Origin of the sequence: Hoylesella shahii (genome assembly GCF_937990675.1) — a bacterium.
GTDB lineage: Bacteria > Bacteroidota > Bacteroidia > Bacteroidales > Bacteroidaceae > Prevotella > Prevotella shahii.
In genome coordinates this window covers 50,871-65,966 of sequence record NZ_CALKQY010000025.1, presented here as the reverse complement: position 1 = coordinate 65,966, position 15,096 = coordinate 50,871, and the positions used below count along the sequence as shown (strand labels likewise).

General features: G+C 42.1%; 13 protein-coding genes. 10 read left to right on the top strand and 3 right to left on the bottom strand.

What is annotated here, in order from left to right:
• Positions 1 to 119: 119 nt before the first annotated feature.
• The gene (locus tag QME03_RS04200; protein ID WP_281723564.1) at positions 120 to 3,464 is read right to left on the bottom strand and encodes a protein O-mannosyl-transferase family; all 3,345 of its coding nucleotides are present in this window, start codon (positions 3,462 to 3,464) and stop codon (positions 120 to 122) included.
• 493 nt (positions 3,465 to 3,957) lie between these two features.
• Between QME03_RS04200 and QME03_RS04195 the strand changes: the two genes are divergently transcribed.
• From QME03_RS04195 to QME03_RS04150, 10 genes are all read left to right on the top strand, one after another.
• A complete protein-coding gene (locus QME03_RS04195) occupies positions 3,958 to 5,313 on the top strand; it encodes an MATE family efflux transporter (RefSeq protein WP_281723563.1) in 1,356 nt (451 codons plus the stop codon).
• A 2-nt stretch (positions 5,314 to 5,315) separates the two neighbouring features.
• Positions 5,316 to 5,954, top strand: a complete 639-nt coding sequence (locus QME03_RS04190; protein ID WP_025815126.1) for a cytidylate kinase-like family protein — start codon at positions 5,316 to 5,318, stop codon at positions 5,952 to 5,954.
• Positions 5,942 to 6,442 carry a metallophosphoesterase family protein gene (locus QME03_RS04185; RefSeq protein WP_281723562.1) on the top strand — a complete coding sequence of 167 codons (501 nt, stop codon included), beginning with the start codon at positions 5,942 to 5,944 and terminating at the stop codon, positions 6,440 to 6,442. Before QME03_RS04190 ends, QME03_RS04185 begins: the two co-directional genes overlap by 13 nt.
• 18 nt (positions 6,443 to 6,460) lie before the next feature.
• On the top strand, positions 6,461 to 7,609 hold the full coding sequence (gene rfbB / locus QME03_RS04180; protein ID WP_281723561.1) for a dTDP-glucose 4,6-dehydratase: 1,149 nt from the start codon (positions 6,461 to 6,463) through the stop codon (positions 7,607 to 7,609).
• Positions 7,609 to 7,911, top strand: coding sequence for a histidinol dehydrogenase (locus tag QME03_RS04175; RefSeq protein WP_273262275.1), 303 nt, complete (start codon positions 7,609 to 7,611; stop codon positions 7,909 to 7,911). Before rfbB ends, QME03_RS04175 begins: the two co-directional genes overlap by 1 nt.
• A complete protein-coding gene (locus tag QME03_RS04170; RefSeq protein ID WP_273113185.1) occupies positions 7,908 to 8,324 on the top strand; it encodes a sugar 3,4-ketoisomerase in 417 nt (138 codons plus the stop codon). Before QME03_RS04175 ends, QME03_RS04170 begins: the two co-directional genes overlap by 4 nt.
• 48 nt (positions 8,325 to 8,372) lie before the next feature.
• Positions 8,373 to 9,314 (top strand): GNAT family N-acetyltransferase, encoded by a 942-nt coding sequence (locus QME03_RS04165; RefSeq protein ID WP_281723593.1) that lies wholly within the window; start codon positions 8,373 to 8,375, stop codon positions 9,312 to 9,314.
• An 82-nt stretch (positions 9,315 to 9,396) separates the two neighbouring features.
• A complete protein-coding gene (locus QME03_RS04160) occupies positions 9,397 to 10,500 on the top strand; it encodes a DegT/DnrJ/EryC1/StrS family aminotransferase (protein WP_281723592.1) in 1,104 nt (367 codons plus the stop codon).
• Positions 10,501 to 10,679: 179 nt separating this feature from the next.
• Positions 10,680 to 11,501 carry a 3-methyl-2-oxobutanoate hydroxymethyltransferase gene (gene panB / locus QME03_RS04155; RefSeq protein WP_273147640.1) on the top strand — a complete coding sequence of 274 codons (822 nt, stop codon included), beginning with the start codon at positions 10,680 to 10,682 and terminating at the stop codon, positions 11,499 to 11,501.
• A gap of 92 nt (positions 11,502 to 11,593) precedes the next feature.
• Positions 11,594 to 12,769 (top strand): MFS transporter, encoded by a 1,176-nt coding sequence (locus QME03_RS04150; RefSeq protein ID WP_025815121.1) that lies wholly within the window; start codon positions 11,594 to 11,596, stop codon positions 12,767 to 12,769.
• Between the two features lie 888 nt (positions 12,770 to 13,657).
• Here QME03_RS04150 and QME03_RS04145 read toward each other — a convergent pair.
• Both QME03_RS04145 and QME03_RS04140 read right to left on the bottom strand, forming a co-directional pair.
• Positions 13,658 to 14,344 carry an alpha/beta hydrolase-fold protein gene (locus QME03_RS04145; RefSeq protein ID WP_281723560.1) on the bottom strand — a complete coding sequence of 229 codons (687 nt, stop codon included), beginning with the start codon at positions 14,342 to 14,344 and terminating at the stop codon, positions 13,658 to 13,660.
• Positions 14,345 to 14,381: 37 nt separating this feature from the next.
• Entirely contained in the window at positions 14,382 to 15,089 is a 708-nt protein-coding gene (locus tag QME03_RS04140; RefSeq protein WP_273114972.1) for a tRNA1(Val) (adenine(37)-N6)-methyltransferase, read from the bottom strand.
• Between the last annotated feature and the right edge of the window lie 7 nt (positions 15,090 to 15,096).

The window sequence follows — 15,096 nt, the reverse complement described above, 5'->3', positions numbered from 1 at the left end:
TTTCAAACAGCTCGTTTCAACCTTTAAGCTGGTACAAGAATAGTTGTTAGGTGTTATTAGGTAAGTGCCAGTTTCACCCATTTAGCCTATTCTTGTACCTGCTTGGATTATAATTGTTTTTATTCTAGTTCGTCGTCTATGGGCATTGTGCCACCTTTTTCTTGATAATGCTTAAAGAGAAGGTTGAGTTTTTTCTCTTGTTTTGCAGCTTCTTGCTTATCAACGAGGTCCATAATGCCAGCTGTTTGCCTCAGTATATACATCTGCAGCATACAATCGTTCATAGAGTTGGCAAATCGTGTGCCTTCGAGCGACATGTACCAATTAAGGTATTGTTCGCCATTTCTCCACACAGCATTTATCACTTCTTTAGCTTTGGCCGTTTGTCCAATCATTGCATAGGCACGTGCAATATCCAATCCTCCGTTCATATAGTTGTAGGGGATATTGTAAGGCGGTAATTCCTTTTCAGCCTTTTGCAGCACATTGCTAGCCTTTTGCTTGTCGCCTTCAGAGATAAGGTGCAATGCCAACTGGGCCATAATTCTGCGATGCGTGTAGCACATACGCATAATGGTCTCGTCGATATAGATATCCTTACGTGACAGTCCGCCGTATTTGTAGCGGTTCATCACATTGTTATAGGTTTTTTGTGTATCGAAGTTCTTTGCACCAGGCTTGTTAGTGGTGAAAGGAGTAATACGATTGGCCAAACCTTCTTGTACGAAATTGTCGCCAAGGTTCATGTAATTGTCCTGTCCAACAGTAGAAGCCACGTATATCGGGCGTACCCAGTTGCATTGAGCAATCATCTCTAGCATCATCAAATCGCCCTTATATAGTGCGCTTTTGCCTTTAAGAGAAATCACCATTCGGTCGGGGATGCTGTCGCTAGCCATCATCATGCCACTCTTTTTCACTGCTTCCTTGTCAATAGTAACGTAAATGGTGTCAGAGGGAATGATGTGCGTATCTTTATCCTTCGAGCGAATCCAGTATTTAAGGATATTCTTCAACTCAAATGGGTCGTCGCCATATTTGGCTTTGGCTTCATCTGGATATTTTTTGTAGAACTCCATCAGCTGTTCTTTGGCTTGCGGAACCACCTCAACATACTCGTTGGTTCCCGAGCAGAACTCAATTCGAGGCCATGAGATGGGAACAGAAGGCGAATTGTATGCAGGACGCTTCATTTGGTCGATGTACCAGTCAGTTTGCAAGTAGCTGAGATTACAAACACGAGCATCTGTACGCACGCCTTCCACCTCTTGATTATACCACAAGGGGAACGTGTCGTTGTCGCCATTTGTGAATATAATGGGATTGCCTTCGTCTTGAAGGGTCATCAAATAGTTTTGTCCGAAGTCGCGGCAAGTATCTCTATGGCTGCGGTCGTGGTCGTCCCAGTTCTGCGAAGCCATTTGGATGGGTACGAAAAGACAAAGCGCTGCAACAACAGCCGACACGATTGTGCCTTCTATTTTAACGCGTTTCTTAAGCAAGTCGATAATGGCTGCAACGCCCATACCGCACCAAATGGCAAAGGCATAGAACGAGGCTGCATAGGCATAGTCGCGTTCGCGTGGTTGCGATGGCGTTTGGTTAAGATAGATAACGATGGCCAATCCTGTCATGAAGAAGAGGAAGAACACCACCCAGAACTGTCGTATGCCACGCTGTCCGCGAAACGATTGCCAGAACAAACCAATAATACCAAGCAACAAAGGCAAACAATAATAAACGTTGTGTCCTTTGTTGTTTTTCAAATCGTCGGGCAACTTACTTTGATCTCCCAATCGAGCGTTGTCTAAGAAGCTAATACCCGAAATCCAGTTACCATGTTCCAGTTCGCCGTTTCCTTGTAGATCGTTCTGCCTTCCAGCAAAGTTCCACATGAAGTAGCGCCAATACATGAAGTTACATTGATAAGAAAGGAAGAACCTGATGTTGTCCATCTGGCTCGGCATCTTTATCATCAATGTTTCTCCGCACCTGTCGTAAGGCACTTCTGAGCCATCTATGCCTCCTAACCAGTCGTTATACGATTGCGCATGAAGTGGACTCCACATACGTGGGAACAACATGTTCTGTGCATAAACGTACTTATTCTTTCTGCTAACAACAACATAAGAGTCTTTTTCTTCTTTGCTAGCTTTTTCTTTGCGCTGATAAATGGGTGCGCCTTCGTTGGTCCTTGGTTTGCACATGTCGCCTTCGCGGTCGAGCTGCACTTGAGAAGTGAAAGCTTGTCCGTACACCAGAGGTCTGTCTCCGTATTGATCACGACTTAGATAGCTGCCCAAAGTAAAGATGTCTTCAGGCGAGTTTTGGTCCATTGGAGGATTGGCCAGCGAGCGAATAACGATAACCGCATAGCTAGAATAGCCAATCATCAGCATCAACATACAAAGCAAAACCGTGTTTTTTATTCTTGAAGAGATGAGCGGTATCAGTTTTTTTGCTTCGTTTCTACGCTTAAAGCTCAGCACATAATACAGCACACCAAGAACAATGATGCCGATAAAGAAGGCCGACCAGCCATAACCGTAGAACGGAACACCTAGTAAACCAAATGCAATGATAAACGAAATGTTTTCTCTTCTCTCGCTTTTCTGCGAGTAGCTTTCGTAGATAGCCCAAATAACAGCACCAACCAAAAGCATGATATACACCACTTCGCCAGTGTTGAAAGGCATCCCAAGTGTGTTAACGAAGAACAATTCGAACCATCCACCAACGGTGATGATACCAGGAACAACGCCATAAAGCACTGCGGCCACTACAATAAACGATACAAGGAGGGCAAGCAGTGAGCCTTTAACTTCCATGTTGGGGAACTTGCGATATACAAACACCAAGACAATGGCAGGAATACACAGCAAGTTGAGCAAGTGAACACCAATGCTAAGACCAGTCATATACATGATAAGTACTAGCCATCTGTCGCTATGTGGCTCGTCGGCATGGTCTTCCCATTTCAAAATAAGCCAGAATACAATAGCTGTAAAGGCAGATGAGTAGGCATAAACCTCGCCTTCTACGGCGCTAAACCAGAATGTATCACTAAAAGTGTAGATTAAAGCGCCTACCAATCCCGAGCCTTGAATGGCAATGAGTTTGCTTAGAGTCATGCTATCCCAATCCTTAACGATAAGTTTTCGCGTAAGATGTGTGATAGTCCAAAAGAGGAATAGGATGGTTGTGGCACTTAATAGCGCGCTCATAATGTTTACCATCTTAGCCACTTGTGTAACATCGCTAGCAAATTGCGAGAACAAATTGGCGGTAAGCATGAAGAAAGGAGCACCAGGCGGGTGGCCTATTTCTAACTTATAGCCTGTGGTGATAAACTCAGGACAGTCCCAAAAGCTTGCAGTGGGTTCGATTGTTGAACAATATACGAAGGCAGCAATAAAAAAAGCAAGCCACCCAAGCACGTTGTTCACTAACTTGTACTGTTTCATGAAATGGTATAATAAAAGTTTTTATTTCGAAATATGGGTGCAAAGATAACGCAAATCGCGATAATTACAAAATAATTGGCCAATGTTTCACACCACTATTGGCAAATACTTAAGTGCTGTCTGCATCATAACAACTGAATTATGCTCTGCAGGAATTATGGAGACCAATGTAATTACGTTTGCGTTATGCTTTTCATAATCCATAAATTTTAAATATGTAACGGGCTTTTCTACATAATCTTATGTTTCAAAAGAGAAATTTGTGAGGAGATGATAAATTACATATCTGTACAACACACATTTTGTTTAATCTGTTTAACCAAACCAATCAAGCATTTTATTTGTGTATCAAGCAGAATATACTTGTCAAGTGCAGCACAATTTACAGATAAGCAATGCGTGATGTTGTAAGAATAGTAAGAATTAAATGTACGGGTAATTTGGGAAAGCCAGCTATAATTATTACTTTTGCATGTGAAAGAGAAATTAAACAATGGATAATCAGAAAGCTACACTTGAGTTAGGTACTAAACCTGTAGGGCAATTGCTGATGCGGTATGCCGTCCCCGCTATTATCGCTATGACAGCATCGTCGCTCTACAACATGGTTGATAGTATCTTTATTGGGCAGGGCGTGGGTGCCATGGCCATTTCAGGATTGGCCATTACATTCCCTTTGATGAACCTTTCTACTGCTTTCGGTGCAGGAGTTGGGGTGGGAGCGTCGAGTTTACTTTCTGTAAAACTGGGACAAAAAGATTACGGAGCAGCCCAAAATATTCTTGGTAATACAGTTATGTTGAATATCATAACAGGTATTAGCTTCTCAATTATCTCCTTGTTGTTTCTTGATCCGATCTTGATGTTCTTCGGAGCAAGTGCTCAAACGTTACCCTATGCCAAAGACTACATGGAGATAATTCTTTGCGGAAACGTTATTACGCACTTATATTTTGGACTTAATGCCTTGCAACGTGCTGCTGGAAAGCCTCAGTTGTCTATGTATATGACCATCTTTACGGTGGTTCTCAATGCCATTCTCGACCCCATTTTTATTTGGCCATTAGGCTTGGGTATTCGTGGAGCGGCTTATGCCACTGTTCTTTCGCAACTATTTGCATTGATTTGGCAGGTGGTGATGTTTAGCAATAAGGCTGAATTTATCCATTTTAAGCGCGGAATATATCGATTGAAGAGTCAACTGGTGAAAAATATCATTGGTATTGGTATGTCTCCTTTCTCAATGAACGTGTGCGCTTGCTTTGTTGTAATCATCATTAACAACAGCTTGGTTGATCATGGAGGCGATATGGCGGTTGGTGCATATGGTATCATCAACCGAATTGCCTTTATTTTTGTGATGATAACCATAGGCGTTAATCAGGGTATGCAGCCTATTGCGGGTTATAATTATGGTGCGATGAAGTTCGACCGCATGATGCGTGTGTTGAAATATGCTGTTATTTGTGGTACGTGTGTCACTACAGTAGGTTTTATTGTCGGACAGTTCTTTCCAGAGCAATGCGTTAGACTCTTTACATCCGACGAAACACTTATTTCCCTTTCGGTGCATGCAATGCGATTAACAACAGTTTCTTTTCCCATTATTGGGTTTCAGATGGTTGTCGCCAACTTCTTCCAGAGTATAGGAAAAGCTAAGGTTAGCGTTTTTCTTTCGCTCTCTCGCCAGTTGGTTTTCTTAATTCCGATGCTATTGGTATTGCCTACGCTTTATGGTGTTGATGGTGTATGGTATTCTATGCCCGTTGCAGATACTATTTCGGCACTGGTAACAGCAATTATCATGTACTTGTTTATGCGTAAGATTAACAAACAAAAGACAAAATAGCGATGGACGCTTCGAATATTATTATAACAGTTGGCAGACAGCTTGGAAGTGGCGGTAAGGAAATTGCAGCTTTGCTTGCGCAACGCTTAGCTTACAAGATGTACGACCAAGAGTTGCTAAATCTTGCTGCTAAAGAAAGCGGATTGTGTGAGCGACTCTTTGAACGTAACGATGAACAAAAAGCATTTAGCAAAAGTTTTTTTCGCTATCATCTTCCTTTTATTGGCGGTGAGAATGAAATGTTTCAAAACGAACTGTCTCAAGACAAGTTGTTCAAGTTTCAAAGTGAAGTCATTGTTAAAGCTGCCGAAACTGATAATTGTATATTTGTTGGTAGATGTGCCGACTATATTTTGCGAGAATCTCCTAAGCTTATAAGTCTTTTCATTACAGCAAATATCGAAGATCGTATTCAGCGTGTGATGCAGCGTCGCCAATGTGATGAGAAAACAGCAGGTTCTATTGTGCGCGAAGGTGATGAAAGTAGAGCTGCTTATTACGATTTCTATACGGGAAAGACTTGGGGACACGCCTCTTCGTACCATCTTTGCGTTAACTCCTCTGTCTTAGGCATATCTGCGACAGCCGATTTCCTTGGTCAATACATTCAAGCTAAGTATTCTAAGTTATGCGGCGAATAGGTATTTTGAGCGACACTCATGGCTATTGGGATGATAGGTATGAGACCTATTTCGCAGAATGCGACGAAATATGGCATGCTGGCGACATCGGTTCGTTAGAAGTGTCTATGCGTTTGGCAGCCATTAAGCCACTAAGGGCTGTGTATGGCAATATCGATGGAGGCGATCTACGCCGGCTTTACCGCGAGCGGTTGCGCTTTAAAGTCGAAGATGTAGATGTTTTGCTCACCCATATAGGTGGTTATCCAGGACATTATGACCCTCGAATTCAAAGCACACTCTATGCCAGTCCGCCTAATTTATTTGTTGCAGGGCATTCGCATATATTGAAAATACAGTACGACAAAACGTTGAACATGCTTTATATAAACCCAGGAGCGGCTGGCATTTCTGGTTATCACAAAGACCGAACGCTTGTGAGGCTTACTATCGACGGAGCGAAGTACACCGATTGTGAAGTAATTACATTAACAGACAAAATAAAATAGTAATAAATATATTTGTGTATGAAAACCTATCTCGTAACAGGAGCAGCCGGTTTTATCGGCGCCAATTACATTAAGTACCTCTTAGAAAAGAAGTATCAAAACGACGACATTAAGGTTATTGTGCTCGATTTGCTTACTTATGCAGGCAATTTGGGTACGATTAAAAACGACATCGACGACAAACGTTGTGTATTTGTTCGTGGAGATATCCGCGATCGAGACTTGGTTAATGACCTTTTTGCCGACAACGACATTGATTATGTGGTTAACTTCGCTGCAGAAAGTCATGTAGACCGTAGCATCGAAGACCCTCAGCTGTTTCTATCGGTGAACATTCTTGGCACTCAAAACCTGCTTGATGCAGCGCGTAAAGCTTGGGTTACAGGCAAAGACGAAACTGGTTATCCCACTTGGAAGGCAGGAAAGCGTTATCACCAGGTTTCTACCGACGAGGTTTATGGCTCGCTTGGAGATACTGGCTATTTCATGGAAACCACGCCTTTGTGCCCTCACAGCCCATATAGTGCATCAAAAGCTAGCGCGGATATGTTTGTATTGGCTTATCATGATACCTATCACATGCCTGTAAGCATCACACGTTGCTCTAACAATTACGGTCCGTATCACTTTCCCGAGAAACTTATTCCCTTAATCATCAATAATATTTTAGAGGGTAAGAAGCTTCCTGTTTATGGCAAGGGTGAGAACGTAAGAGATTGGCTTTATGTAGAAGACCATTGTAAAGCCATCGACCTTGTGGTGCGCGAAGGACGTGTTGGCGAGGTGTATAATGTTGGTGGGCATAACGAAATGAAGAACATCGACATTGTAAAGCTGGTTATCAAAACCATTCGCGAACTGATGGATAATGATAAAAATCTGCGCCGTGTGCTTAAAAAGCAAGAGCTGGATGCTAATGGAGAAATTCGTACCGATTGGATTAATGAAGAACTCATCACCTATGTGGCCGACCGTTTGGGGCACGACCAGCGTTATGGCATTGATCCAACAAAGATAAAGAACGAATTAGGTTGGTATCCTGAAACAATGTTTGCTGATGGAATAGTGAAGACCATCGAGTGGAATTTGGCCAACCAAGAATGGATTGCTGAAGTAACAAGTGGCGATTATCAGAAGTATTACGAAGAAATGTACGGCAATCGTTAATGGACAACATCTCTAAGGAGTTGCATATCTTTCTAATCAACTTGGGCGATAACCCAAAGTTGGTGAGCCATCAGGTGGAGCATTATGTTGAACATTTGCTCCACCTGTTACCCACTTTGCACGAACAGAGACTCATTTCCTTCTATGGATTATTTGGAAATACAAGACTAACGTTGCGCCAATTGGCAGAAGCACTGAACGAAACGGATGCCCAAACTGCAGAAAAGATTGCCTGTGATTTGCGCAGATTGGCCATTACACCCGAATGGCAGATGCTTAAAAACTTGATTAAAACAAAATGAAACACCTTAATACAACCCTAATCAATTTTCAGAAAATTACCGATCCGCGTGGTAATCTAACTGTTGCACAGTCGTTTAAGGATGTACCCTTTGCGATAGAACGGGCTTATTGGGTATATGATGTGCCTAGTGGGGAATGTAGAGGAGGGCATTCGCATAAATCGTGCAAAGAGATAGTAGTTGCCCTTAGCGGTAGTTTTCATGTTACTTTGGACAATGGAGATGAACATGAAACGGTGTTGCTCAACCATCCTTACCAAGGTTTGCTTATTGATGTCGATACTTGGCGTACACTTGACGACTTCTCTTCAGGGGCCGTTTGTCTTGTTTTAGCATCTGAAGCTTTCAATGAAGACGACTATATTCGTGAATACGGCGATTTTCTACAATATATACGCGGTAAAGAAAAGTGATTTTCTGCTTTAAGTCAAACCTGTTTAATGTCCTATCTTCCCTTTCAAATGTACGAAGTTGTTAGATATATGCCCGCAATGAAAACCCAATGGGATGCTTTTGTTCGTAAAAGCCGAAATGGTTCTTTTCTTTTCTTGCGAAACTATATGGACTATCACCAAAAGCGGTTCGATGATTTCTCATTGCTAATCTACGACAGACAGTCTCTAGTGGCTCTTTTACCACTAAATAAAGAGGCTGACGGTAGTGTTACTTCGCATGGAGGACTAACCTATGGTGGACTGATTACCGATAAAAGGGCTAAAACAGAAAAGGTGATGCACATGTTTGTGTGTCTCAATTTGTGGTTGCGCAATGCTGGAATAACACGCGTAGTGTATCGTCCTGTGCCATGGATCTACCATGAAATGCCTGCCGAAGAAGACCTCTATGCGCTTGTCAATATTTGTAATGCTCGTCTTGTGGCTCGAGAAATCTCCTCAACAATTGCCCAAGAAAACAAAATTAGTTTTAGTCAGTCGCGTAAAGACTGTCTGAGAAAGGCCGAAAGGCTTGGAGTAAGCGTTGCTAGCAGTGATGATTTTGCGACCTTTTGGGAAGTTCTTTCTTCCAATTTACAACAGCGCTATGGCGTAAGTCCTGTTCATTCGCTTGCCGAGATTAAGGCTTTGGCTACCTTATTCCCTCAGCATATACGTCTATATGTCGCCTATTTAGGTGAAGAGATGGTGGCTGGAACGGTGGTTTATGTCATGCCTCGCGTAGTGCATGTGCAATACATATCAGCTTCGCCCAAAGGTAAAAGTGTGGGGGCGCTCGACCTCTTGTTTCGTTATCTCATCAACGAAGTGTTCGTTCACAAATCTTTTTTCGATTTTGGCAAGTCTACTGAAGACCAAGGCCGGAGGTTAAATACATCGCTTATTTTTCAGAAAGAGGGATTTGGTGGGCGTGGCGTTTGTTACGACACCTACGAATGGCAACCTTAATCTTTGGCGTGTACATTTATGTTTGTGTTTATTATCTGCTTCCCTGTGTCTATATAATAATGTATTAGTCTTCCGTGATATGATGTTAAAGTATTTCGACCTACAACGTTACACTGCACAACACCGCGAGCAACTGCAAGCTGCTGTAAGTAGGGTGGTGGATAGTGGTTGGTATCTGTTGGGTAACGAAGTTAAAGCCTTCGAAAATGCTTATGCGCAATATATTGGTACAGCGCATTGTGTGGCTTGTGGTAACGGTTTAGATGCCCTTTCGCTTATTTTTAAGGCATACATGGAGAGGGGGGTGTTGCACCCAGGCGATGAGGTTTTAGTGCCAGCAAATACTTATATAGCTTCAATTATTTCAATAACATCCAGTGGTTTGATGCCTGTGTTGGTTGAACCGCATCTCGACACATTTCAAATTGATGCGCAACAGATGGTTAAACACGTTGGCCCACGTACCAAAGCTTTGCTCATTGTGCATCTTTATGGCAAATGTGCGTTCACCAATGAATTACTTTCTCTTTGCAGCGAGCATGAACTTTTGGTGATAGAAGACAATGCGCAAGCCCATGGTTGCCTGTGGAATGATAAACGAACTGGTAGTGTTGGTCATGCAGCAGCACACAGTTTCTATCCTGGAAAAAACTTGGGTGCACTGGGTGATGCTGGAGGGGTGACAACCAATGATGAAGTCCTTGTAGGGATCATACGCGCAATAGCCAACTATGGGTCGAACAAAAAGTACGTTTTTCAATACGTTGGACAAAACAGCAGGATGGACGAAGTGCAGGCTGCTGTGCTTTCCGAGAAACTTAAGTGGCTTGATCAAGACAACCAACGACGTACGGCTATTGCCCAACATTATGTAGAGGGGATTAGTAACGAAAACATAACCCTGCCCACACGCGATTACTTAGTCAACAACGTGTTTCATATCTTCCCTGTGTTGTGTGCTCAGCGCGAAAAGTTGCAGCAGGAGTTACAACAGCGGGGCATTGAAACCATTATTCATTATCCTATACCGCCCCACAAGCAACAGTGCTATTCACATTGGGCACAGCTTTCCTTGCCCATTACCGAGCGCATACACAACGAAGAACTTAGTTTGCCATTAAACCCCACTATGACCGATGATGAGGTGCAATTGGTTATATCGCAAGTGTCTGATATTAAGTTATAAAGCGATTGTTTGTTGTAGTCTTTATTTGCTTTATGGCCTAACTATATGCGTGTCTTTAATAAGCACAATTTGCTCATGTGGATAATATTGCGTAACTTTGCCATGGATTAACAATTGTAAAAGTAAGAATGGAGTTGGGGCGAGTCTCTAACTCCATTAATTGATAAAGAAAGAACGTAATGGCAGGCTATTTAAACACAGACATTAAAAAGGTAACAGCAAACAAGTTTGTGGCGATGAAGCGCCAAGGCGAAAAGATCTCTATGCTCACAGCATACGATTTCACCACTGCAACAATTATCGATAGTGCTGGTATTGACGGCATCTTGGTGGGTGATTCGGCTTCTAATGTGATGGCTGGCAATGTCGACACTTTACCTATTACGCTCGATGAGATGATATATCATGCTCGAAGTGTTGCGCGCGCTGTGCAACGCGCATTGGTTGTTTGCGACATGCCGTTTGGTACTTATCAGGTTTCCAAAGAAATGGCTATGGCCAATGCTGTGCGCATTATGAAAGAAACGGGTGTTGATGCCTTGAAGTTGGAAGGTGGTATTGAAATTGCTGATACTATCAAACAGCTGGTAGACATCGGTATACCTGTTGTTGGTCACTTGGGACTTACTCCTCAAAGCGTGCATAAATTTGGAGGATATGGACTTAGAGCTAAAGAGGCGACCGAGGCCCAAAAGCTGATGACCGATGCCATTGCGCTTGATGAGGCTGGATGTTTTGCCATAACACTAGAGAAAGTGCCTGCGTCGCTGGCTGCCGAGGTTACAAAACGGGTGTCGTGTGCCACAATTGGCATTGGCGCAGGCAACGAAACGGATGGACAAATTCTTGTTTATGCCGACATGCTTGGGCTAACTCAAGGTTTCAAACCCAAATTTTTAAGACAGTATGCCAACATCGCTAAGCAGATGACTGATGCTGTGCAGGCCTATATTGGCGATGTAAAGACATCTACATTCCCTTCTGCTGACGAGTCTTATTAATGTTTCTTGGCACGTTTAGTAATGACTTCGTTTTACTTCCCTGTGCGTATGCCCTTCTGCTCTACTTCATGTGATTAATTAATAACGTAGTTATGGATACCCAAAACACCCCTGTACACATAAGCCTTTGGCATGCCGACTTTTGGATTTTGGCCATCGCCAACTTGCTTATTACTATGTCGGTTTATCTGCTCATACCCATTTTGCCGGTTTGGATGTATAATGACACAAGCTTGTCACATAGAGATGTTGGCATGGTGATGGGCGCTTATGGTGTTGGTTTGTTTTTATTAGGTGGATTTTGCAATTGGTTTGTGCAGCGCTATCGTCGCAATAAGGTATGTCTTTGGGCTATGATGGGCGTGGTGTGCTCGTTGCTTGGCATTTGGATTGTTGGGGTTGAAGTACCACAGCAATGGCTTCTTTCCTATTTACTCCTATTTTTTCGTGTTACTTTAGGTGCTAGTTTCGGTTTGGTGCAGATGATTCTTTCAAGCACTTTGATAATAGATAAGAGTGAGTCTTTCCAACGCACCGAGGCCAATCATGCTTCTGCGTGGTTTGCACGCTTTGCTATGTCGCTTGGGCCGATGGTTGGTATTGTCTTTGCTCGCACCAATTTCAATTCCTTTTGGGTAAGCATTATCTTGGCTTTAACAGCTTTCGTTCTGTTGGCAACGGTTAATTTCCCCTTCCGTACCCCCGACGATGGCGTGAAGAAGTTCAGTGGCGACCGTTTTTTCTTGCCCCAAGCTAAGTGGCTTTTCCTCAATCTTTTTATAATTTGCTTGTCGTTAGGCCTTCTTCTATCTACTCAATACACGGCCATGTTTTATGCCATGCTGATGGTTGGTTTTTGTTTGGCCTTGCTTGCTGAGCGTTTTGCGTTTGCCGATGCCGACCTTAAAAGTCAGATTGTGTCTGGTTCTATTCTTATCGCTGCTGCTTTGATGATGACGCTTACCCGCAAGCAGATGGTTGTTACTTATATTTCGCCCGTGCTTGTGGGGATGGGGGTGGGACTTATTGGGTCACGTTTCTTGCTTTTCTTTATTAAGTTAAGCAAACATTGTCAGCGTGGAACGGCTGTTAGTACCTATATGTTGGGATGGGAAAGCGGAGTATCTGCTGGGCTTTTTGCTGGTTATTTCTTCTTTTCAGATGATGTGCATCTGGTTCTTTTGGTTTCGTTGATATGCATTTGTTTGGCATTTGCGCAATATGTGCTATTTACGCACCAATGGTATATTAAGAAGAAAAATCGCTAAGACTATTTGTCGTGTTTTTGTTTTCGAAGGTAGTTCAGGTTTGCTCATGTTGATTTTTATTTATAATAACTGATGTTGAATCATTAGCACCTGCTAATGGCTGTAAGGTATATGGCTATCTCTCCTTTTACTTTTTATAATGGCTTTGTTTGGCGTAAATAAGTGAACGTGGGTTAAGCTCTAGGGGGTAATTATTTTTCCGTTCTGTTTTTGTTAAAAATGGTAATTTAACTTTACAAAATACACTTTCAGTAACGACTCGTTTTAGCGAAAAAAACTGCTAAAAAGCATTGATTTTTGACAAATTTCGCTCCTCTTTCTTTTTGTTTTACATCAATATTGAGTTCAATACTTCCATTTTGTACCGTTTTGCCTTTCTATTTGCTGTAGACCTCTCATTATTTATCGTTCAAAAAATAGCTTTTAGTGGCTAAAAAGCCATTTTAAAACCCCTTTTTTACTTATAAAAGTCGATTTTCTTAATCGTTTTTGGGAAAACAGACTTCACTAGAACCTACTAAATGCTGCATTTAGAACTGCATTTTGCATCATTTTGCTCTGCGTTTTGCATGAGTTAGCACTGCGTTTAGCACGAGTTAGCACTGCGTTTAGCACGAGTTAGCCCTGCGTTTAGTAGGAGTTAGCAGTGTGTTTTGTACGAGATAGCAGGCTATTTTGCTACAAATAGTATATTTTTCGCTCAAAAATACTATTTGTTTCGTCGGAATTTCTGTTTGTTGGCATTGGTTAATTGGTTTTGTATTTTGGAAAGGTAAACCCTCGCGAGAATCGATTATTTGCGAGCGAGTGGGAAGTTGGTGAATAAAAATCTACTCATAATGTTAAAATCTGTATTAAATATTTTACAATATATTGGCGTTCTTGATGTCAAATTAAGGGTTGTTTATTAGCCAATTGATTGATGCACCATGAAAAAGCCTTCGCTGTGCGCACATCTGATTGTACAAAGTGGTTGCCTTCGTTCCATTCGAAGATGTAATTTTTATCTTTAAGCATTTTCACCAGAGCCTCCATATGGTTGTTAACACGAGCCAGATGTTGGTTTCTGCTTTTGTTTTCAGTGTCTCCTAGGCTCAAATATATGATATCAACATTAAAAAGCCTAGTTGATGCATAAGTTGTCCAGTTGGGAAACCATACAGATGGTGAGGCTGCAGCGCAGGCATCAAAGAGATTAGTCTGTGTAACAGCCCATAGTGCAAACAATGCTGCAAGCGAATAGCCCCCAATAATTAAATTAGTTTCTTTTGGTTTTGTCAGCACATTAGTCTTTAAATAGGGCACCAAGTCATCGCAAATATAGTTCAATGTTTGGGTTGCACTGTCTCCAAAATTGGTTTTTCCAAACACTGCAGGTGCTTTCCAGGGTGTTAAGTCGTGCATCCAGTTGTCTACTAAGAATGCAATTAACATTATTGTTTTACCTTTGCAAAGTTCGCAAATGGTGTTAAACTCTTGTGTTAGTAGTTTTTCGTCGTTTTGGTCTATTGGTTGAATAAGGCAATATTGAGCATCTTTGTCGCCTAGAATATGGCTATTTTGAAGTGTGAGCATAAGCGGTTGTTTTTTAGATTGTGCGAGTAAATGAACTTTATTTTAGGTAGAAGTCGCCAGTTAGTTGTACGTACCAAGGTGTATATTCCCCTTTAGCGTTTTTGATGGTGACTTCTTCTGTTTTAAAGCGTAGTGGTTTTTGTTTCACAAAGCTAATCAAACAGCGTTTAGGCTTTTTTGTTTCCACTGTTTTTACCATAACAAGTCTGCTAACAAACAGTCCATAAATATAAGCCTCGCTCATAAATGCGTCTAGTTCTTCGGTTGGTATAACTGTACTAAAACAGCCATTTGGGGCGAGCAGCAAGTTCACAGCCTGAAAAAGTTCTTTAAAAGTGAGGGTCTCTGTATGTCGGGCCATTGTGCGCTCGTTGCTTTTGCTTTTAAGTGAATGGTAAAAGGGTGGGTTAGAAACAATGGCGTTAAAATGGCTATGTAGTAGTTGTTGTTTTGAAAATTGCTGAATGGGCATGTTTTCAATCTTCACTTGTAGGGCAAATGCGGACATAGTTACATTCTCTTGAGCCTGTAGGGAAGCTTGCTCGTCTAATTCCACACCTGTTATTTCAGCCTCGGGGCATCGTTGCGCCAACATCAAAGCAATAAGTCCTGTGCCAGTACCGATGTCAAGAATATGTTTTCCGCCTTCTGCCCATGCACCAAGCAACACGCCATCCGTACCCACCTTCATGCCACAGCGGTCTTGATGCACTGTAAACTGTTTGAATTGAAAACACTGTGACATGATTTAT